The organism is Actinomadura miaoliensis, assembly GCF_039536785.1.
Classification (GTDB): Bacteria; Actinomycetota; Actinomycetes; order Streptosporangiales; family Streptosporangiaceae; genus Spirillospora; species Spirillospora miaoliensis.
The window spans coordinates 52,801-74,978 of the sequence record NZ_BAAAZG010000029.1 but is presented as its reverse complement, the minus strand read 5'-3'; the positions used below and the strand labels follow the sequence as shown (position 1 = coordinate 74,978).

The window sequence follows — 22,178 nt, the reverse complement described above, 5'->3', positions numbered from 1 at the left end:
CGGCGCTGTTCGAGGTCGCCGAGGTCGCGACCGACGGCGCGTCCGGTCTCGGCGAGCGGGTCGTGGCGTCGGAGCTGTTCGCCAGTCAGCGGCAGTTCGGCCGGGCCAGGGTGGACGATCGGCAGGTCGCCGCGCTGATCGACGCGCTGGCGCAGGCGGGCGGCAAGCTCGCCGTGACCGCCGCCGCCCAGCGCGTCGGGCAGCTTCCCGCTCGCATGCACGGCTACGTTGCCACCGTGGCGAACATCCTCAACATCGACGGCTACCAGGTGCTGTCGGTCACCGACGGGGGCCGGACCGTGGCGCTCGACCTGCCGCTGCTGCGCGAGCAGTTCCTCGGAGGCGGCGGCTGATGGCCCGTCCGGCCGCCGTCAGTGCCGCCCGCCGTCGGGAGGTGATCGACGCGCTGCGCCGCGGCACCGTACCGCAGACCGGGCTGGACCTGTTCGCCGTGGGGCTGGACCGCTTCGAGACCGCCATCGACGACGAACTGGCGACGGCCGAGTCCGGCGGAGCGGTGTTCAAGGCCGTCCGCGGCGAGTACGGCTCGGGCAAGACTTTTTTCGCCCGCTGGCTCGCCGAACGCGCCAAACGGCGCGGCATGGCCGCCACCGAGATCCAGATCTCCGAGACCGAGACGCCGCTGCACCGGCTGGAGACGGTGTACCGGAGGCTGGTGGAACGGCTTTCCACCGCCTCGCATCCGCCGAGCGCGCTGCGCGACGTCATCGAGGCGTGGTTCTTCGCCCTCGAAGAGGACGTGCTCGCGGCGGGCACCGTGCCGCTGGACGACGACGGCCAGCCCGACCTGGAGGTGCTCGCCGGCGCCGTCGATGAGCTGATGGAGCAGCGGCTGGCGGCCGTCGCCCGCACCACCCCCGCCTTCGCGGCGGCCCTGCGCGGCTATCGGCGGGCCCGGCTCGCCGGAGACGACGCCGTCGCCGAGGCCCTCCTCGCCTGGATCGGCGGCCAGCCCAACGTCGCCGCCGCCGCCAAACGCTCCGCCGGCATCCGCGGCGAACTCGACCACTTCGGGGCGCTGGGCTTCCTGCAGGGGCTGCTCACCGTGCTGCGCGACTGCGGCCACCCCGGGCTGCTGGTGGTGCTCGACGAGATCGAGACCCTCCAACGTGTGCGCGCCGACGTCCGCGAGAAGGCCCTCAACGCGATGCGGCAGCTCATCGACGAGGTGGACAGCGGCCGGTTCCCCGGCCTGTACCTGCTCATCACTGGCACGCCCGCGTTCTTCGACGGGCAGCAGGGCGCACAGCGGCTGCCACCCCTGGCGCAGCGGCTGGCCACCGACTTCTCCACCGACCCTCGCTTCGACTCGCCCCGCGCCGTGCAGCTCCGGCTCACCGGGTTCGACCTGCCCAAGCTCGTCGAGCTCGGGGCTGCGGTCCGCGACCTTTTCGTCGCAGGCGCCCGGCATCCCGATCGTGTCGCCGCCCTGGTGGACGACGCCTACCTGGCCGAGCTGGCCAAGGCGGTCACCGGCGGGCTCGGCGGCCAGGTCGGCGTCGCCCCCCGCATCTACCTGCGCAAGCTCGTCGCCGACGTGCTGGACCGCGTCGACTATCTCGACGAGTTCGACCCGCGCCGCGACTACCGCCTGACGATGTCGTCGGCGGAGATGAGCGAGGTCGAACGCAACGCCGCTGCGGCGGCCGTGCCGGCCACCAGTGCGGACGAGGTGGAACTCGACCTGTGACCGCCGCGGCGGCGGCGCTACAGCTCGCCGAGAGGGATCCGCCCCTCGGGCAGGTCGGCCGCCCAGAACGTGGCCGCGTCGGCGTCGTGCTCCACGGCGGCCGCCGCTTCCTCCGGGCCCGGATAGGTCACACCGTGCAGGAGGACCTGTCCGCCCTCGAGGACGAGCGCGCCGGTGAGTCCGGTGCGTGTGTCGAACAGCATCGTGCCCGCCGCCACCCGATCGCCGAGCCCGGAACGGGGTGCTTCCCTGTTCGTGCCAGTGTTCGCCTGAGCCTCCGGGGTGTCGTCGCCCACGCGTACCGCGGGGACCATCCGCCGTAGGACGTCCAAGGCACGCCCGCGTCGCAACTGGTCGTGAATCCACTGGTTACGGAAGTTGCGCAGGCAGCCGTAGCAGGAGGTCTCCTCGCCGCAGTCGCACAACTGGACGCGCTCCAGCGCGCTCGGCAGCACCTCGTCCAGGGCGCGCGCGATCCGCACGGCGTTGCCCGCCCCGCCGGGCACGGTGTCGTAGATGACCAGTGCCCGGCGGCCGCCCCGGTGTGGGTAGAGGGTGCCGTCGATGTCGTCACGGCTGATCTGCAGTTGATCCGCCGCACCCTCCAGGATGGCGGTGACCAGTGAGTTCAGCGTGACGGAGTCCTGGTGCGGCAACGCCGCCATGTCGAACGACAGCTCCAGGATGTCGGTTTCGTACGGATGCGCCAGCGCGTGTACCCGCAGCGTGCCACGGCACTCGGTGTCGCGGAACGGATGGTTGTGCGTCCTCGGCATGCGCCCGGTCATGGCCTGACCCCAGCCGCACGAGTCGCAGATCCAGTAGCCGCTGCGGCCGACCCCCTCCGACACCGCGATCAGCCTTCCGGGGGCGCCGGCCCGGGTGACGACCCGGCCGCCGTTGGCCAGCTCCCAGGTCAGCTCCTCCACCTCGTCCGCCAGCCGCAGCACGTAGGTGGCGCCGTTCCAACTGCGCTCCGGTGGCTGCATGCCCGGGTTCTGCACCCGTTTGGAGGCGATGAAGCCGAACTCCGGGACGACGTAGTGCCGTGGTGCGCCCTCGTACAGGGCGTCGCAGGCGGGACAGCTGCGCTCAAGTTCGTCTCGGCTCTCGTGGAAGAACCCGCAGGCGCGGCAGATCATGAAGTTCTGGCCGTCCAGCTCCCGGTCGGGCAGCCGATACACGCCCGCCGACGTCCACAGCTTGCCCCCGGCGACGATCTGCGCCCCGGGCGCGTATTCGTAGATCGCCGAGGACAGGTCACGGGCCAGCTCCAGCGACTCGCCGACCAGGCTTCCGGTGTGCGAGGTGCGCAGTTCCACGGTGTCCACCGGGAAGCCGTACTTGGGCAGGATGTTGTGGTTGGCCAGAAAGCCGAGCAGGCTGCGCTTGCGCAGCGTGTTGATCGTGCGTTCGCACTGGTCGGCCAGCTTGAACCGGCGCTCGGCAGCGGCCTTGTCGCGCTTCTCCTCGAAGAGGGAGACCTCGTGCTGGAGTTGGCGTCGCACTTCGTCCAGGAGCCTGACCATCTCGGTCGCCCACCGGTCTTCGGCGACGCCCAGATCCTCCCGCACCTGCTTTGGCAGCACCCGTTCCAGCGAGCGGCGCACCTGCTCGGGGACGGGATCGAGGAAGCCGCGCACCAGCGTTACTGGGGCGTCCCCGCCGTCCGGCCCGGGCAGGAAGAACTCCCCGGCCGTCTTCCACTCCCGGCCCAGCATGCGCTTGGCGTGACGGAAGAACGCCGCCAACGCCACCGAATGCGCGTGCCTGCGATCGATGCGTTCGTTGCCGAGCGGCACATGCGGTGCACGCACCCTGCCCGCGATCATGTCGACCGGGTTCTGGTAGCGCGACAGGTCGTGCGAGGTGCGCTGGGCGTAAGTGACCACCAGCGCCGCCGACGCCGTGCGACGCCCGGCGCGGCCGGCACGCTGCACGTAGTTGGCGGTGGTGGGCGGCATGTTGCGCATCATGACCGACTGCAGCTCGCCCACGTCCACACCCAGCTCGAACGTCGTCGAGCACGACAACGCGTTCACCTCGCCGCGCACGAACCGCTGCTGGATCTCGGCCGCAGTCTGGCTCGTCCACTGCGCGGTGTGCTCACTGGCCGTCAACGGCACCGGCTTCATGGTCCGGTAGAGCGTCCGGTAGTGGTCGTCGTCCTGCTCGATCTCGGGCACCTCGTACGGCTCGAGCGTGCCGGTGCAGCCGAGCGTGGGGCAGACGCCCCGGACCGACACCGGTGCCACACGCCGGCACAGCGTGCAGCGGAACAACGACGACCCGACCTCCAGGGACAACCAGGTGTGGTCGACCTGGTAGACGACGCCGAGTTGCGGCGGCTGCCGGCCGACCAGCCAGCCTTCCCGCTGCCGGCTGAGCGCGGTGAAGCAGCCGTCCAGCACCTGGGCCGGATCGGCGTCCGAGCCCAGCGCGGCCAGCACCCGCCGGACGTAGTCCAGCCGCCGGTTCACCCCGCGCGTGGGCGACCAGCTGAGCACCTTGCGGGCGGCCTCCGCCCCCTTCGACCGGACGAAGATCGGCCCGCGGCGCGGGTCGAACGCCTCGTCGGCCGGATCCACGTCCTCGGGCATGGTGAGGGCACCCTGCTGCCGCAGCGTGCGCACCAGTTCGGCCAGCAGCGCCCAGCTCTCCTCCTCGTCCAGCCCAAGCTGAGTGAACGCCCCGGGAAGCCGCCAACGTGGATCGCGTTCCATGGTGACGCGCAGCAGCCCGCGTCCCTCCAGGGACTGGCGGTCGTCGAGAGGGATCAGCTCCCTCATCACCCACAGCGTGGTCTCCCGCTGCTTGGCCTGCCTGGAGGCGCGGCGTTCGAAGATCCCTTCTCGCGTGGCGGCCTTGGCGACCTCCGCGGCGAGATCGTCGACCCGCGCCACGTCACCGTCGCGGACGGCGGCCAGCAATCCCTGCCAGATGAGCCTGCGCCGCTGCAGGTCACCGTAGGTCCGTTGCAGATACGGGGCGAAGAACGCGGCCTTCTGACGCGAGTCACTGAACAGCAGCAGCTTGCGGCCCTCGCCCGGATGGTCGGCCACGGACTCGTCCGGGGCGGGCGGAAGCGCCTGGTACAACGCCGTCGACACCACCGCCGCCGCCGCGTCCTGGCCGCTTTCGAACTTGCGGATCGTGCGGCTCTTGGCGCCCGCCCCGCATGCCAGGCACCCGCGCGGCGAGCCGCTGCGCGTCAGCTTGCGCACCTCCCACAACCGAGCGCCCGAGCAGCACGTCGCGAGCCTGCCGACGTGCAACCCTCCGCATCCCGAACACAGCAGCGCCTCGTCGCTGTTCAGCGTCGTCGGGTTGTCCTCGAACGTCTGGTCGTCCTCGTCAACGACGACGGGGTGGTCACCGAGCAACAGCCAGGCCGGTGTCTCGTCCGGGCGCGTGCGCGGGACGAAGAACAACCGCCCCTGGTCGTCGCGGACGTGACCCGTCAGGTAGACCGCACCGCAGCGCTGGCACGCGCCGAACTCGAACGCGGCGGCCGAGCAGTCGGCGCACCTTTCGCGACGGCCCAGCGACACGTGCGGGCCGGAGTCCGACAGGCAGGTGTAGGCGCCCTCGGTCGCTCGGGTGAACAGGTGATACCGGGCCGACAGCACAGGCGTGCCCGACTCGTCGGTCACCCGGCTGCCCACCGCCACCAGGGCCGCCAGCGACTCCTGCGGCAGCTCATCCGGAGCGAACAGCGCCGCGGCGACCGAACCGAACAGCTGCGGGCGGGCCGACAACAGGGCACGCAGATCCACCATCCGCTGCTCACGCGCCAGCAGGTCCGCGGCCGTGCCACGACCGGCGCCGTGCTCGGCCGCCAGGCGCACGATCTCCGCCTCGGGATCGGGCAGTTCGGCGAGCTTGCGGTAATCCGGCGCGCCCAGCGGCCCCCAGTACGGCCCGGGCGGCTCGCGCCGCCGCGTCGGCCCGACCAGATCCTGGCGGCTCGGATCGCCTGCCACCCACTCGAAGCGGGCGTCGAACAACCGCTCGGCGAACCGGGTCACGGCATGCCGGTCGTCGCCGACGGTCGCACTGGTGGCCAGGCACTGCAGCGGACGGTCGGGCGCGACCCGGTCGCGCAGGCGCCGCAGCAGCATCGCGACCTCCGCCGCCTTGGCGCCGTCGTACACGTGCGCCTCGTCCACCACGATGAACCGCCAGTGACCGCCGTGCTCGCCCTCGAACAGATCAAGGTCGGCGGGACGCAGCAGCAGGTACTCCAGCATCGCGTAGTTCGTCAGCAGCAGATGCGGCGGTGTCGCGCGCATCTGCTCCCGGCTGAGCAGCTCGTTGGGTAGCAGCTGTTCCCCGGGGTTGAGGACCTCGAAGGACTGCTCGGCCCTTTCGGTGTGCTCCTTGGTGTCGCCGACGTAGCGTCCGAAGGTGATGTGCGGGGCCTGGGCCAGAATCCGGCGCAGCCGCTTCATCTGGTCGTTGGCCAGGGCGTTCATCGGGTACAGCAGCAGTGCACGGACCCCTGGGCCGAGCGTGCCGGCGCGGTGCTCGGCGGCGAGCCGGTTCAGGACGGGCAACAGGAAACTCTCCGTCTTGCCCGAGCCGGTGCCTGTGGCGACCACGACGTTGCGTTCGGAGGCCGCCTTTCGTATGGCCTGCTCCTGATGGAGGTACAGCGGCCGATCCAGCGGCAGGGCCGTGCTGCCGAACGCACGGAACCCCGGATCCAGAACCCCCTCGGCGATCAGCTCCTCCAGCGTGGCACCGGTCTCGTACGGCGGCGTCGCCTCCAGGAACGGGCCCTTGGCCAGCAGGTCGCTGTTGGTGATCTGCGCGTCCAACGCCGACGCGATCTTCCGATCGCGGATCGGCAGCAGCGACCGCAGATACCGCCGGTAGGTGTCGCCGATCAGCTCGCTGGTGCGCAGCGGATCCAGGGTGTCGGTCACTAAAGGCCCCAATGCGGTCATCGCGGAAATGGCCGGCTGAGGTGATGCTCGGTGCCGTATGCCGGCTGCAGGCCATCCCGAGTCTTGATCAACGCTTTGCGGGGCTACCACAGTAGCGCAAGGCGACTCTGATCAGAAGCTAATGCGACTCGCTGCAGAGGCGCCTGCCGGGGCCGTGCCCGGAAGGGCCGGTACCGCTGCCCCGCGTAGGCGGCCATGCCGCCGACGCTGCGATCGGAGCGAGGCGCCCGCGTACAGGGGCAGATACCGGCGCAGGGCGCGATTAGGGTCCTCAAAGAGGTCGCCGACGCTACTCCGACAGTTCTTTGATGAGGGTTTGCAAAATTTTCTCGGTGGCTGTAACTGGCTCCGCAATCACGACCAGACGATTCAGATACCCAACGTAGAGCTCCACGTCGGCCGGCCGGTCCAGGTGCAGGGCACTGTCGAGCTGTTCAAGATAGACCAGGTCCGGCAATTCTCGGCGACTGAATCGCAGAATGGTGAACGAGTTCGTCGCGGGATAGCGTTTGTGGAAGGGGAGTATTTGCAGGGAGACGGCCGTGTCCCTGGTTAGTTCAATGAGATGTTCGAGTTGTGCGCGCATGGCCAGTGCGTCGCATGGTGCTCGGCGAAGCGCCGCCTCGTCCAACACGAACCAGAGCCTGGGGTGGTTCGCTTCGGTGACCAATCGTTGACGCCTCCTCTGGAAATCGACGCGGCGTTCGACGTCGCTTTCGGAGGTGTCGCCCAACTGCATGGTCGCGACAGCGCGGGCATACTCTTCGGTCTGGAGCAGGTCGGGAATGCGGTGCGCCTCGTATCCACGAATCATTGAGGCAGCCTCTTCCAGGCCAATGTACGTGCCACGCCAGGATGGCACGACCTCGTTGAACCGTTCCCACCAGCCGGGAACATTGGCCTCCCTGGCGAGTGACAGCAGAGCCTCTCGCTCCGTTTCGTCCGTTACGCCGTAGAGACGCAGCAGATCCGCGATGTCGCGTTCTTTGACGCCGACGCGCCCGAGTTCAAGACGACTGATCTTTGACTGGCTGCCACGGATCACGTAGCCGGCATCCTCGGCTGTGATGCCCTTCGACTCGCGGAGTTCCCGCAGACGTGCGCCCAGCATCAAGCGCAGCACGGTGGGTCCGCCGCGACGGGGAACCTCAGTGGTCGCTGGGGCTTCCTGTTCCACCGGTCCGCGCATCAAGGGCTCCTCCCTTCGTCTCTCTCCGTAGTGTGGCCCATCCACGGAACATGGTGTGCCGTCCTGGCATGCGGGGCGGGGCCGCCATGAGCGGTGACGCGCGGCCCGGCGCGACGCAGCCATGCATATGCATCTGAATGAGCTTGCATATGCACGTGCTTCTGGCATCATGTGTGGCGCGCGGAAGGAGCGCAGTGCGGGCTCGCGGGACGAAGCGCGATCTCGTGCGCGAGGCTGACGGGCTCGGCTGTCAGCGACGAAACCTGTCAGTTCCCATCACGCTTCATGACCGAAGGCAGGCGAGGGGCATGCGCGGACCGGACGGAGACGGTGAGAAGATCGGCGGGTCCCCACAAGAACCCGACCGGCTGCCGCAGCGCTGGGCGATCATCCTTGGCATCGCCGGCGTGGTCGGCGTGAGTCTCGCGGTCCAGGTCGACGTCGCCGCAGGTGCGACTGTGGGCACCTGTGTGATCGCTCTTCTGCACACCATCATGGATTAACGGCATGCCGCCCTGCCCCTCTGCGGGGAGCCGCCTAGCCTGCGGCCGAGGCCAGGAAGGGGCTGGGCGTGCCGGTGTAGGACACGTAGAGGTCGTCCCGGGCGCGCGTGCAGGCGACGAACAGCAGGCACCGCTCCCGCTGCAGGTCGTGGGTATGCGCGACGGGGTCGTCCGCCTGCCGCGTGACCTGCGTCGGAATGGCCTGTTCGTGCACTCCGACCACCGCCACGCACCGGAATTCCAGACCCTTCATGCCGTGCATCGTCCCGACCCGCACACGCGGCGCCCGGGACAGTAGCGACCCCGTCTCGATGCCGGCCTCCTTCAGGGCCTCCCTGACCGGGTCGATGACGTGACGGGAACGGCCGGTGACGGCGATGGACCCGGGCTCCACGCCATCGGCCAGCCAGGCGCGGACCTGGGACACCAGGGCGGTCAGCTCGGCATTCTGGTCGGGAAAGCTCCGGACGACCGGCCGTCGGCCGTGCATGGGGGACCGGTAGCCGTGCAGGGTGTCGGTACCGTCGTCCAGCCCGATCGCCGGCGCCAGGCCGAGCAGCGGCACCGCCCAGGCCAGGATCTCGTGCGTGGTGCGGTAGTTGACCTTCAGCCTGGCGCCACGGCCGCGGATGTTGATGTCGAGGCTGGACAGTGACACCCGGTTGTCGTAGATGCGCTGATGCGGGTCGCCGACGATGAACAGGTCATCGGGGCCCGGCGCCACCAGCGCCCGCAGGAGTCTCCACTGCGACGGATGCAGATCCTGCGCCTCGTCGACGATGACGTGGTCGTATCGCGGCGCGGTACGCGCGGCCAGCGCCGCGGCCTCGTCGGCGAGCTGGTGGAAGGTCGACTGGCCACGCTCGGACAGCCCGCCCACCACCCGCTGGATGGCCTGCCAGACCAGCCTGCGCTGCGCGCGTGACAGGGCCACCCCCCGGCCCGTCCGGGAGCAGGACAGATACGCGTCCTCGCTCGTGATGCGCTGAGCGAGGATGACGTGTTCCCACTCGCGCGCCAGAAAGCCCGCCGAATAGGGGAGGCCTTCGGCCGCGGACTCCAGCAGGCGGCGCACGACCTGCGGGCCTGCGATGCCGGGGTTGCCGCGGTGCGCGGCGACGATGCCGTAGGCCACTTTGTCGATGTTGGTGACCTCGATGCGGTCACGGACGCCCTCGTCGGCCACCAGCAGCTCGAGCTGCTGCTGCAGGGTCTCCGCGAGGTAGGTGGTGAACGTCGTGACCAGGACGCGCGCACCGTTGCCCGTGGCCAGATGCCGCGCCCGGTGCAGCGCCGTCACCGTCTTGCCCGTCCCCGCGCCACCGGTCACCTGGAAGGAACCGCTGTAGGAGTTGCGCAGCGCGATACGGCGCTGCGCGGGGTGCAGGAACACGCGCCAAAGGTCGAAAGGGTGGGCGAGGATGTGTCGCAGCTCCTCGGGGCCGTCGACGAAGACGACACGGTCGGGGGAGCGTCGCATAGCCGTCACCAGGTCGTCGGGATCGACGTCCGCGGGCGGCTGGTCGGTGGACATACAGGCGGCCACCTCGGTCCACGCCTCCTCCGGGGACATCCCGGCGGCCAGGGCCAGCAGCGCGACGTACTGCGGTTCGGGCAGCAGATGTTCCAGCACCTGCAGGGTCGCCTCGTCCGGAATCAGCCGGACGATCGGCAGAATGGCCTCGTCGACGCCGAGCCGGATGAGGTCCTTGTCCGGCACGTGCTCGAACAGCCGCCGGTCCAGCCGCTCGGACATCTGCTCCAGGGCGGGCCGGATCTCGTCGAGCTTGCCCTCGTCGTGGCTCTGAAGCACGCCGATGGCCTGGTTGACCGTGAATCGGCGGCCGCGCGCGTACTGGTACGCCTCGTCATGCCCCAGGACGGTGAGCAGGCAGTAGACATCGCCCTCCGCGGGAGCGAGTACCAGACCGCGCCAATAGTCGTCGACCCGGATGCTGCGGATGCGCGGATCCCGTGCGCCAGCGATCTTCTCAAGATGGAGCCCGGCATGGGTGTGCTCGGCGAACTTGGCGATCGCCGCGTCCACCGACTTGCGCACCCTTCCCGGAAGCTTGGCGTACTGCGGCATGAACGTGCGGGCCATGGCCAGCTGCGCCACCGCGCCCCCCTTATTGAGTTCTCGCCCTGGCTGAAGACCTATGGTAGGCGCTCCGTCCTGCGCGTCCGAGCGCCTGCGGGCTTCCGCCCGCAGGCGGATGAATGGGTGCGGTCTGGCGGCTGGGCGCCCGCATCGTCCGGGCGCCCGCCAGCGGCGCGGCATGGCGAGTTCGGCGCCCGGCAGTGCGCACGGTCATGGTTGTCGCCCGACGGCGACTTCCCATGCGCAGCGGTCGCTGTCCGTCCGTTCGGACAGATAGGTGCCCGCCGCTTGGGGCGCCGGACAGATATGCCCCAGGGCCGTTGCCGTCGGCCCCTCAGGCTATGTACGCGGCTCGTTGCGGGCATCCTTCTCACGAAAGGCCGTTTCCAGATCGACGCCGCAGCGGTTCGCTTTCGAGGCCAGCGGGGTGAACGCGTCGGCCGCTCGTTGGTCACCATTCACCGGGCGGGCGAAGGTGCGGCCGAAGGCACACTTCCGCCCGCGCCGTATTGGCCGCTGCGGTTGTGGATATTGCCGTGTCCTATTTGCTGCTTCGCTGTCTACGAGACCGACGTGGGCTATATCCTGCGCCTGCGTACCGGGGTGCGCGGGAGGAACATCCAGATGCCGCCGGCATATTGTGCGCCGAGGACTCGGCCTTCTTCCAGAAGCCATGGATGGTCGTCCTGGAGCTCGGCGTAGTTGTCATTCGTCACCACCGTCGCGTTGGTCCGCCCTGCGAGCTCCACCACGGAGCGGTCGGCCTTACCGTGGGTTCCGGCAGGCACCTGGACGATTTGCCCCTTACTGATGGCCTCAACGAGGGCCATGTGCTCTGATGGATCAATCTGGTGCCGGAACGCCGGATCGACGAAGACCGTGATGCTCGCGTGAGGATGTTCTGCGGCGAGGGCCCGAACCGCGTCTGTGAGGCGTACGAGGCTCGGTTTCTCGCCTCTGTCCCGGAACTTGCTCAGCCACGCTATGTTGGAACCGTCGACGACGAATGAGCGCCCGGTCGTTGGACCTTTCTCCGGAGCATCGACCTCGCTGGGAGCGGCCGGACGTGGCGCGTTGCGTAGCGGCGGTGTGAGGGGCAACTCCCGGAGATGCGCGCGGATCTCGTCGGTCGAGGGGCAGCCGCCGTGCGTGAAGTCCTGGATCTCCTCATCGAGCAGAATCTCCCCGGTCTCGACCAAAGTGGCCTTTACCTGGAGCAAGCCTTCCTCGGTGTACGTGTACTCCAGTTCGAATTCCGCTTCCTTGCGCGGGGTCGGCCTGGGGTACTTGACCTCCAGAGTGGTGAGCTGGAAATTCTCGGGGTCATCCAGTGGTTTCTCGGGATCCGCTTCCCAGACCGGAATGGACAGTTGCCGGGCGGTATCAGCGTTCGGTGTGTAACTCTTCGTGCGGATCGCAGGAAGGGGCGAGCCTGCCTTGATGAGCGGGCTGAAGACCTCCGGTCCGTTACGTCCGCCCGGGCGATGCGTGGTGCCCAACGCGTACATGGACGTCACCTTGAGGGTACCTTCGATCTCCCGATCGAACAGTGCCGCCGCGACCGCGGCGCCTTCCGCAACCGCGGTCATGGGGTCGCACAGCTCCGGGTTGACCGTCTCGTCATCCATAAGACGTTCCACCGCGCGGCGCACACACGGAATCTGGCTGGTACCGCCGATCATGAGGATGTCGTCCACCTCTTTCGGCTTGATGCCCAGCTCGTTCAGACACCGACGGGCCGGCTGGAGGGCGGCCTCGACGAGGTCGCTGATGGCCTCCTCCAGCTCGGGCCGAGTGACCTCGACAGGCAGGCCACCGGGGATGTCGACATGAACGGACTCCTCGGTGGACAAGCGGATCTTTGTTCGCTCGATCGCCAGATCCAATGTCTTTTTCTCGGCGGATCCGAAGTCCGGAATCCGCTTCAGTTTGCCGAGGATCAGGTTGCGGAGCCGTTTGTCGATCTCGATGCCGCCGAGCTGGGTGATTCCATGGGATATCTTCTCGTGGAAGAAGCCGTCCACATGCTCCAATATCGTCACGTCGATCGTTCCGCCACCCCAGTCGAAGACCATGATGGTTCCGTCTTCCTGGATGTGGTGCATATAAGCCAACGCCGCCGCGGTCGGCTCGTTGAGGAGGGCCTTGACCTGGATGCCGGCGGCGTTGGCCGCAGCGCGGGTGCGATAACGGGCACCGCCCTTGGCGTTGGCAGGCACCGTGATCACTGCGTTGTCGATCTCCGTGAAAACGGCGTCCGCCCGTTCGCGGATCGCGGCGAACACTCCGGAAGCAACGCTCGTGGCGGGGAAACGTCGGCTGCCTACCTCGATGGCGCCATCGCTTTTGAGCATGCGTTTACATGCCTCAATGGTGCGCTGAGAACGAAGTTTGGCCTCCCAGCCGTACAGCAGACCCTGACGTAGGGAACTCTGTCCCACTACGCTCGGGAAAAGCTTCTCGAAGGATGGGTAGAACCAGTCGGCATCGAGGTGGTCGCTGTCGAGCGGAAGCGGCTCGACCTCGTCCCCGTTCCACTGTGCGATCACCGAGTTGGTGGTGCCGAAATCGATCCCCGTGGCCACGCTCAACCTTCCTCTACGCCATCGGTCACTGCCTGCCGGTCGGCCAACAAATCAGAAAGGCGTCGGCACCCGGTGCTCTTGCCGTGCTGTTCATGATCCTCCAATTTCAGCTGGCCACTTTGCACCAGTGTTCCGGTATTGACATCAACGTACGCCGGATGCACGACTCGCAGGCAGTCGCCATCATCATCCGCGTTGAGGATGGTGAACCAGTCCTTGGTGGATGTGTCTAGGGAAATTACCTTGCGGAGCCCGGCTCGGGTGAGCCACCCGGGCAAACGCTCTCTGATCGCGCTGTTCCTGGTCTCCCGCGTCACTAGGCGGTCGATTTCGATGATTTGCGCATGATGGTTCTTGCGGGCGCGCATGGCCTCGGCGACGGCTTGTCGGACGATCGTGGTGATCTCCTGGCGGGAAAACGTGTCAGCGTTCATGTCGGCCAAAAGCCGGGTCGTGACATCGGTGAACTCTGTCACCAGTTGCTGAAGGTCTAGTGGAGGGGGAGATGCGGTAACATGCGGCGTGGACCTGCGTGGTGGTGGCTTGGGCTTTGCGGACTTATGCTTTCCGGGCTTTGGCTTCTGTTTCTTCAGCTTCTTGCTGGAAGTCCCACGGTGAGGCGTCTTCTTAGCGATTTTGGTCTCCTCTTAGGGTGGAGTCGAACTCGGTGAGCAGATCCGGGGCGGCCAGGCGCTTGATGATGTCCAGCTCGTCCTCGCCGGTGACGGTACGTCTGGGCAGCGGAGCCAACGGCGGGATGAGTGCTGCCGATCGGGTGCGGTGTTCCTGAAGGAAATCGTCGTCCGAGGGAAGCTTGAAGAAGGTTTCTCCGGTGCGTTCGGCTTCCTGGATGCGGCGCCAGGCGTCGTTCACCCGTGCCTGTTCCTTGACGTCGTCACGGTACTGCCGGCTGAGCTCCCGCCAGCGCGACGTCCATTCCGGGCTCTCGTGCGGAATGCCGAGCACGAAGTACGGATTCTCCCAAGACTCCCGGTCGTTGGCGCGGATCGCCTTGCGCTGCTGGACGATCGCCAGATTCGCTCTGGCCTGCGGATGGTCCCCGGCGATGCCAATGAGGAGTCGCTCGGCACGGTCCAAATCCTCATGGCGATGCTCGTCGGGTCGCATCGCGAGGTAGGCTCTCAGGTTCGTGATCTCAATCTTCGCTCGCTCGTCGTGTGGTTCGAAGTCCGTGAAGGCGTCAGCCTGCCGAAGCGCACCATCGATGTCCCCGTCCAAGATCCGATGGTAGGCGGCGCGATAGGCATACCAGGTGTGAAACGGGCTGAAAGTCGGATTTATCAGCCTGCCTCTGCCCTTGTCCGCGTCGAGGGAAGCAGACCACTGGGCGGCGAGCAGACTCCACAGACCGCGATCGGACGTGATGGAGTCGGGCCAGTTTCCGATCTGAGTGCCCGCCATGATCTCCTGAAGCAGGTTCCGCTGCTCCGGTGGTAGGACCGCCCTCAGTTCGAAGTGATGGGAGCGGTCTCCGCTGTAGAGACTGATGAGCATGTCGAGTACCGCGTCGCCGGTCTGGGCGGCTCCGCTGAGGTACGCGTGGCGTGCGATGGCCTCTGACCACTCAAGGGCGGCCGCCTCTTCCGCGGACACTTCCTCGGGGAGCAGCCGAGCCCGCAGATAGCTCGCTTCCAGTGGCTCGGAGCGTTGTGCCCACGGCTGATCGGCGCGGCCCAGGACTCCACTGTCGATCAGGTCGTCGAGCAGAGCAAGCGGAAGTTGCTCGAGCTCTCGTCGAATCTCGTCCACGCTCAATCGCACCGGATGGCCCAGTACCGCCAGGTACAGGCGCCATGGGACCGCCCCATCCAGCAAGGGGGCGGGCAGTGGACCGATCTCGTGGGCGCTGGGCCGCGCCGCAGCAAGCAGCAGCGCCTTGGTGAGACCTTGCTCGCTCAGCCACGGGATCCCGGCCTCTCCGAGACGGATCAGGTTGCTGAGCAGCCGGAATGGTTCAAGATCGGCGAGTGCCGCATGCACCAGGGCGGGGAATTCGGCGGTGGGCAGGGTGTCCACCGCTTCTCGGAGGGAGGGATGGCGGTCAGCATCGGGAAGTTCCTCGAGCAGCTGCCATGTCGCGTCCCGAATCGCCGCGATCGTGTCGGCTCCGTGAACGCCGAGCCGGCCCCAGGCTTCCGCAGCAGGGTCGGCGGTCGAGGCCAGGCGGGCGGCACGCTTGCGGGCGCGCCTCGCACGCTCCGCGGCTATGAGTTCTTGCTTCGACGGCACGATTACTACTTGTGTATATGGAGGAAGGTCGGCATAGGTATTGGGATCATACTGCTTGGGCGGTAGAAGCATTCCGTCCAGCCGCCTGCAACGGCGGTCCGAAGTAAAAGCGAAGCCCTGGACGCCTGTCGTGCCGTCCGTGATCGCCTTGCCGTTGCGCGCGGCAGTCCCCCTGCTGCTGGCGCGCAGAGCCAGTCCGGAGCTACGGACCGCTCGCCACAACGTCACGTCTCCACTTGCGTGGCTACGGCTTAAGCCCCTGCCGTTCCCACCTGATCAGCCATAAGAACATCTCCCTGGTGGAGCGAGCGTGCCCCGCAACGCCTGTCAGCGGCTGCGTGTTGCGCTGGCCCTTTCCCAAGGACCAGCCTGGCCGAACCGTAATGCAATCTCCGCGACCTCACTGTCCGCGTTCGCACGAGTACGGCTTTCCCACCAGACGCTCAGAGCGTCTGACATACACAGGAGCGTCACGCAGGTCACCGGCTTTTCTCGCAACGCCACATCCCTGAGCACCCTGCGGCCGGTCATAGGGCAGCCCAGGGGGCGGTGGGGGTGGTGGTGTGGCCGTGGACGTGGAGGGTCTGGCGGAAGGCGTTCTGTTTCCAGGGGAGGCCGTGGACGAGCATGACCTGGGTTGGTTTTGTCTCGTCGGCTATTTCGAGGAGGCCGTGGCGGTCGGCGTGGGCGGAGAGGCGGATCTGGGCCACGCGGGCGCGTAGGGGGACGGAGCGGGTGCCGTGGCGGGCGGGGAGTTCGTGGTCGGGGGCGCCGTGGCGGGCGTCGTCGAGGAGGCGGCGGCCGCCGGATTCCTCGTCCTGGTAGCCGGAGAGGAGGACGGCGCTGTGCGGGTCGGGGAGGATGCGGGCGGCCCATTCGACGGCGGGGCCGGCGGTGAGCATGCCGGAGGTGGCGATGACCACGCCCTCGGTGAAGCGGTCGAAGGCCGGGGGACGGGGGGCCGGGGCGACGTTGCCGCCGAAGATCGACAGGTCGGTGACGGACTCGAACGTCCTGGTCAGGTCCTTGGCCATGCCGTCGACCAGGACGGGGACGTGCGGCAGCCGGGTGCGCATCAGCAGGGCCAGTTCCTGGGCGCGGCCCAGGGCGAAGGCGGGGATCAGCACGCGGCCGCCGGCCCCGTACACCTCGGTGACCGTTGAGATCAGGTCGGTGACGCGGGTTTCGCGGTCGTCGTGCTTTTCGGCGCAGCAGGTGGATTCCAGGACCAGCAGGTCGGCGCCGCGGGCGCTGTCGGGGAGGCGGTAGCCGTCGACGCTCTCCTGGCGGAAGCCGGAGATGTCGCCGGTGACGACCACGCGGCGGTCGCCGGCGCGGATCACCGCTCCGGCGGCGCCGAGGATATGGCCCGCGGGGAACAGTTCGACGGTCAGGTCGCCGATGCGGCGGGGGGCGCCGAAAGGCAGTTCTTCCAGGCGGGCGACCGCGTCGTCCACGGCGGTGTGGTCGTAGAGCGGTTGCCAGGAGCCGCCGTAGGAAATGCGGATGTCGGCGCGCCGCCGCATGACCTTCAGGGAGTCCTGCCACATGACGGGCATGAGGCGGCAGGACTCGGGGGTCGCGACGACGCGCAGGCGGGGCAGCCGGGCGGTGAGGGCCGGGACGTAGCCGCAGTGGTCGGCGTGGGCGTGCGTCACCACGACCGCCTCCGGGCGGGACTGGAGCGCCGTGGCGATGTCGCGGGGCGGCTCGGGGGTGTCGCCGGGGCGGATGCCCGCGTCCACCAGCAGACGGGTGTCGCCGGACTCGACGAGCAGGCAGGAGCCGCCGATGTGGTCGTCGCCGCCGAGGGGAGTGACGCGCAGGTCGCGTGAGTGAATGGACGCGGTGGCGCGGGGTGGGGCGATCAGGTTGTGCAGGCTCGTGCGGAGGGTGTCGTCGGCGTTCTGCGGTAGTGCCGTGAGGAGGGCGGCGGCCAGGGAGCGGGGGTCTTTCAGGCGGTTGTGCTGGGCGGTCAGGCGTGCCCGCAGGTCGGTGATCTCCTGCTCGGCGTCGGCGGCGGCCTGCCGGGCGACGGCCAGCTCTGAGCGCAGGCGTGCGGTGTCCTTCTGTTCGTACTCCAGTTTCCGCCGGGTGGACGCGAGCTTTTGCTGCAGCTGGTTCCTGCGCTCGGTGAGCTGGCGGGCGCGGCGTTCGAGGGCGGTCGTGGACAGTGCGGCGAGCCGGGTCGCGGCGGTGGCGACGTCCGTGTCCGGATGCAGGAGCAGACGGGCCGGGTGGTCGTCGGGGAGCAGGGTGCGGGCCTCGGCGCGGAGGGCGGACGACTTGGCGATCAGGCCGAGCAGCCAGGAGCGGCGGTTGCGGACAAGGTCGGCAGGGGTGCGGTCGGGGCCCTGATAGGTGTCGCGGGCCAGGACGACGGTCGCGGCGGCCGTCAGCGCGGCGTCCAGTGGGAGGCCGTTCATGCCTGCTCGCCGCGGGTGGCGCCGGCCAGGACCGGTTCGCAGACCAGTTCGTGTGGGTTGCCGGGAGCGGGGATCAGCGCGCCGAGGATGCGCAGCACCTCGATCACGTCGGCGATGGAGCGGAAGTGGTGGCGGCGCAGCGCGTCGGGTCCCAGCGGGTGGTCCGCCTCCTCGCCGGGGGCGAGCAGGTCGGCCAGATCGGCGGGGGTGCCGGGTTCGTCGATGTCGACCAGCGCCTGCCAGGCGGCCTGCACGGGCGGCCGGCAGTGCACGCCGGAGGCGGAGACGAGGGCCTGCGGGGTGTCGCGCAGGAGACGGTGGCACTTGTCCAGGGCGGCGTCGGGGTCGGCGACGGCGCCGCCGTCCAGGACCTTGCTGATGAGCATCGGCCAGCCGCCGGTGGCCGCCAGGAGGTTCTGCTGGCTGTGCGGGGTCTGGAAGGCGTGCGCCTCCTCGCGCATCCACTGCCGGATCGAGGGCGGGTCGAATCGGCGCAGTTCCATCAGTTCGGCGTTCCCGCCCGGGGCGAGGGAGGATTCGCCGCCCGTGCGGGCCGCCAGCCACAAAGGGGCCAGGGCGGGTGGGGCGGTGAAGACGACGCCGAGCGTGCCCTCGTGGGACGAGTGGTGCCGGGTGACGGTCTCGCACGCCTCGCGGATCTGCGCGGCGGCCTGCTCGGCGGTGCGTTCGCGCAGGTCCATCACGATCAGGGTGTGGCCGCGGTGGGTGCGGGACTTGGCGACCAGGGCGTCGAAGGTGCCGCCCTTCTGGAGCACGTGCACCTTGACGTGGGGGTTGTGGTCCTCTTCGGCGCGCAGCGCGTTGGGGACGTGTTCGAGCCGCAGCGCCGCCGACCCGGCGAGGACGTGGACGAGGTTGGCTCTGCGCAGCAGCCGCGACACCTGGCCGCTGGTGAGCGGTGAACGCTCCCAGCGTTCCGGGCCGCTCGGATAGACCGACCGGTAGGAGTGGACGTCGAAGGAGTCCGGCAGCTCGAACTCCTCGGCCTGGTCCAGGGACTCCTGGACCTGCTCCTCGCCGCCCAGCAGGTCCAGGATGTAGGGGGTGCGCAGCCGGTACCGTCCGTCCTCGGCCAGGAGGATGCCCAGTTCGACGCTCTCGTCCAGCAGGCCCTGGAACTCGTCGCGGGTGCACTGGGCGAATCCCTGGGGCCACCATTGGCGGCACTCGCCGAACAGGTCACCGGCCGGGGCGGTGGCGTCGGCGGCCTCCGTCAGGGCGCGGAACGCCACGACGTAGGCGATGACCTTGTAGCGCTGGTCGAGGTTGATGGTCCAGTCGAAGCGTTCGCGGAAGCCCTCGGCCAGGCGGGCGTCCTCGCGGACGGCGTCCACGTCGGCGCGGGTCACCTCGTACGGCAGGGGGTGCTCGTCGGCGGTCTGCCGCTGCAGGTGCTTGAGCAGGGCGTCGGCGAACAGCTGGATCAGCGCGGGCGCGTTGTTGGCCTCGGCGATGACGCGGGCGGCCAGCGTCTCGGGCAGCCGGAAGCCCAGCGTGGCCAGGGGCTTGGTGAGCAGGTCGAAGGCGTCCTGCGGCTGGAGCGGGCCGATGGAGATCGGCTCGCCGAAGTGCGCCAGCGGCTGGTTGGGCAGGCTCTTGAACCGCGCGGTCTGGTGCAGCCCGGCGAACACCACCTTGACCCGCCGGTCGGTCTCGCTCATCAGGTCGCGCAGGGCGCTGACGTTGGCGAAACGGGCGCTGTCGGCGTCGCGGTTGAGGAACTCGTCGGCCTCGTCCAGCAGGATCAGCAACTGCCGCTGCGGATCGCCGGCCAGCCAGGCGCGGATCGCCTCCCGGATCTCCTCGGCGTCGCCGCCGGTGTGAGCGGGGGACAGCACGCCCACGTCGGCCAGGGGGCGGCGCAGCCTGGCCCAGACCGCGTCCGCCGGGTCGGTGCGGCCCACGGCCGAGATGCTCTTGAAGATCACGATGCGGTTGGGGTCGCGGTCGACCTGGCGGCGGGCGGCGTGCAGCAGCGCCGACTTGCCCAGCTGGCGTCCGCCGTAGACGAACGAGCCGCCCTTGCGGTCGATCACCTGCCGCAACTGCTCCTGCCGCCCGTAGAACATCTCCTCGGGCACGTTGCCGGTGGGGATGAACGGGTTGAAGGACGTGAACGGCGCCAGCACCTCGACGGTGTCGGTCCAGTCGCACTCGGGCAGGCAGGCCAGGTAGCCGATGGCCGCGTCGTCCAGCACGGCCACGGGGTGCGGGCGGCGGCGCGCGGCCCGCACCAGCCGCCGCCGGTCGGCCGCCGACAGCGTGCCGAAGTACCACACCAGGACGGTCTGGTCGGCGGGCTCGCCCTTGAACCACTCGACGATCTCCTGCGGGCGGGGACGCTGCCACACCAGCAGCAGCCGCAGCGTGTCGCCCGACGGGCTCATGCCCGTCCCGAACTGCGGCAGCAGCGCCGGGCCCCGCCAGTGCACCCCGGTCAGCTCGATCCAGGTGCGGGCGCGTTCGGCCGCACCGGGACGGGCCGCGGCCTCCAGGCCGATCATCCGCAGCACCGGCTCGATCGCCGTGAGCAGGTTGCCGGCCGCCTTCGGGCCCTGGGCGACCGTGCGCCACTTGCGCAGGCCCTCCCGGCTCACCCCGGGACGGCGCAGCGCGGTCAGGTCGAGACCGGCGCCGGACAGCAGGCGGCGGAGGCGGTCGTCGTCGAGCCGTCCGCCGTGCTCCATGGCGTCGATGAGCGTGTTGATCGCGGTGCTGACCTGCTCGTTGCGCCGCGACGAGCCCAGCGCCTCGAACGCGTCGGGGAAGGCGGGGAAGAACCGCGCCAGGTGGCCGCGCTCACGCGACGGCTCGGGCAGCTCACGGCCCTGCCGGGCCTGCACCAGCGACTCGCGGGCGGTGGTCAGGTCGCCCCGGTCCAGGTACTCGCGGATCCGGTCGGCCGCGGCGGCGACCGAGGGCTCGCCCAGGTGCGCCTCCAGGTCGGCGCGCACGCCGGCGACCTGGCGGGCGGCGATCTCGTCGGCCTCCGCGGCGACGGACTCGGCGACGGCGCGCAGCCGGTCGAAGTCGTCGCGGTCGGGGTCGTTCAGCGGCCGCAGCCGGGTCTGCAGGCGGGTCGCGGCGCTCTCGTCGAGCTGTCCGTCGCGGCGCATCTGGGCGAGCTTGTCGCCGACCTTCTCGCGCAGCTCGCCCATCTCCCTGCGGGCCTGCTCCTTGAGGGTGCCGCGGCGCCGCTCCAGGGCGGCGGCCAGGTCGGGGTCGACGGGGCGCAGCGCCCGGACGATCGCCTCGGTGCCGACGTGGTCGTCGCGCTGGGCGCGCGCGTCGAACGCCGCCGTCCAGTCGGGGGCGCCGCCGTCGCAGAGGGGGAGCAGCTCGGACAGCGCGGGGACGCCGCGCGGCTGGAACGACCCGGGGCGCAGCGCGATACCGGGGGCCAGGAGCAGGTCCTGCCCCGTCACCTGGTCGGGGGTGCGGGGCTCGGCGCCGAGCGGGGCGCCGCTCAGCAGCCGCAGCGTGTCCTCCAGGAGGATGCGGGCGGTGCGGGCGGCGGCGCCCAGCACCGGGTCGGGGGCGTCCCGCTCCAGTTCGGCCAGCTCCGCCACGCAGTCGTCCCGCACCTCGAACGCCTCACCGCGCAGCTGGGCGAGCCGCTGCTGCATCCCCAGGTGCTCCGGCTTGGCGTCGCGGATGACCAGCACCTCGCGCGCCGCACGGCTCCAGTCGTGGACGATGTCGAGGGCCTCGTCGACCAGCTCGCCGAGGCGGCGGCGGGCGGCGGCCTCGATCCGCCGTTTGGACCGGCCGCCCCGCAGGTCGGCCGTGGTGTCGTCGATCAGCCGCTCGACCGCGCCGGCCGCGCGCAGCCGCTCGACGTCGGCGCCGGCCCGCCCGGCGCGGTCCTCGGCGTCGGCGGCGGCGAGGGCCAGCAGCCGCCCGACCTCCCCGTCGTCCTGCAGCAGGTGCTTCCACACCTCGGTGGCGAGCTGGTACTTGATCTTCTTGCGCGGGCCCTCCGCCAGCAGCTGGCGGGACTGCGCGGAGCGCAGCCGCCGCTGCTCCTCGGCCCGCTGGGTGTCGCGCAGCTCGTTGGACACGCCCGGCACCAGGTAGTCGCCGCGATTGGCGGCGCGCAGGAAGCTGTCACCGAGCGCGGCGAGGCCCCGATGCGCGGCCACGACCGGGGCGTGCCGCCTGAGCAGCTCCGCGGACTCGGGGCTCGGCCGGACGATGCCCGCCCGGATCGCCGACGCCCAGGCCAGCAGCCGTCCGGCGGAGTCGTCGTCGAGCGCGGCGGCGTCCAGCCCGCGGACCATCTCGACGTACGCCGACGACAGGCGCCCGCCCGAGGCGTTCGTCTCCTGCGCCAGCGCGGCCGCCCAGCGGACCTTCGCCTGCGCCTCGGGCGCGCCGCCGGCCAGGCGCACCCAGCCGGCCAGCGCGGGACGCCCCGCCCTGAGCGCGGCGGCCTCGGCGGCG

10 protein-coding genes and 1 pseudogene are annotated in these 22,178 nt (G+C 69.6%); 3 read left to right on the top strand and 8 right to left on the bottom strand.

The window, feature by feature from the left end; all coding sequences use genetic code 11:
- Positions 1-353 (top strand): annotated as a pseudogene (locus tag ABD811_RS21990) (hypothetical protein); the annotation flags it as partial.
- Positions 353-1,711: a BREX system ATP-binding protein BrxD gene (gene brxD, locus ABD811_RS21985; protein WP_344950745.1), complete on the top strand. Its 1,359-nt coding sequence runs from the start codon at positions 353-355 to the stop codon at positions 1,709-1,711. The pseudogene ABD811_RS21990 and the gene brxD, both read left to right, overlap by 1 nt.
- A 17-nt stretch (positions 1,712-1,728) precedes the next feature.
- Here the strand turns inward: brxD and ABD811_RS21980 are convergent, their stop codons facing one another.
- Both ABD811_RS21980 and ABD811_RS21975 read right to left on the bottom strand, forming a co-directional pair.
- Positions 1,729-6,660, bottom strand: a complete 4,932-nt coding sequence (locus tag ABD811_RS21980; protein ID WP_344950742.1) for a DEAD/DEAH box helicase — start codon at positions 6,658-6,660, stop codon at positions 1,729-1,731.
- 289 nt (positions 6,661-6,949) lie between these two features.
- Entirely contained in the window at positions 6,950-7,849 is a 900-nt protein-coding gene (locus ABD811_RS21975) for a helix-turn-helix domain-containing protein (protein WP_344950739.1), read from the bottom strand.
- 308 nt (positions 7,850-8,157) lie between these two features.
- Here ABD811_RS21975 and ABD811_RS21970 point away from each other — a divergent pair, with 308 nt between their 5' ends.
- Positions 8,158-8,352 carry a hypothetical protein gene (locus ABD811_RS21970; protein WP_344950737.1) on the top strand — a complete coding sequence of 65 codons (195 nt, stop codon included), beginning with the start codon at positions 8,158-8,160 and terminating at the stop codon, positions 8,350-8,352.
- A 34-nt stretch (positions 8,353-8,386) separates the two neighbouring features.
- Here ABD811_RS21970 and ABD811_RS21965 read toward each other — a convergent pair whose 3' ends face one another.
- The 6 genes from ABD811_RS21965 to ABD811_RS21940 form a co-directional block, all read right to left on the bottom strand.
- Positions 8,387-10,471, bottom strand: coding sequence for a UvrD-helicase domain-containing protein (locus tag ABD811_RS21965; RefSeq protein ID WP_344950734.1), 2,085 nt, complete (start codon positions 10,469-10,471; stop codon positions 8,387-8,389).
- A 560-nt stretch (positions 10,472-11,031) separates the two neighbouring features.
- Positions 11,032-13,038 carry an Hsp70 family protein gene (locus ABD811_RS21960; protein ID WP_344950731.1) on the bottom strand — a complete coding sequence of 669 codons (2,007 nt, stop codon included), beginning with the start codon at positions 13,036-13,038 and terminating at the stop codon, positions 11,032-11,034.
- 2 nt (positions 13,039-13,040) lie between these two features.
- Entirely contained in the window at positions 13,041-13,514 is a 474-nt protein-coding gene (locus ABD811_RS21955) for a hypothetical protein (protein ID WP_344950728.1), read from the bottom strand.
- 151 nt (positions 13,515-13,665) lie between these two features.
- Positions 13,666-15,288, bottom strand: coding sequence for a hypothetical protein (locus ABD811_RS21950; protein WP_344950725.1), 1,623 nt, complete (start codon positions 15,286-15,288; stop codon positions 13,666-13,668).
- A gap of 527 nt (positions 15,289-15,815) precedes the next feature.
- Positions 15,816-17,714 (bottom strand): MBL fold metallo-hydrolase, encoded by a 1,899-nt coding sequence (locus ABD811_RS21945; protein WP_344950722.1) that lies wholly within the window; start codon positions 17,712-17,714, stop codon positions 15,816-15,818.
- Positions 17,711-22,178 (bottom strand): nSTAND1 domain-containing NTPase (locus ABD811_RS21940; protein ID WP_344950719.1); only part of this gene is annotated, 4,468 nt, incomplete at its 5' end. The genes ABD811_RS21945 and ABD811_RS21940, both read right to left, overlap by 4 nt.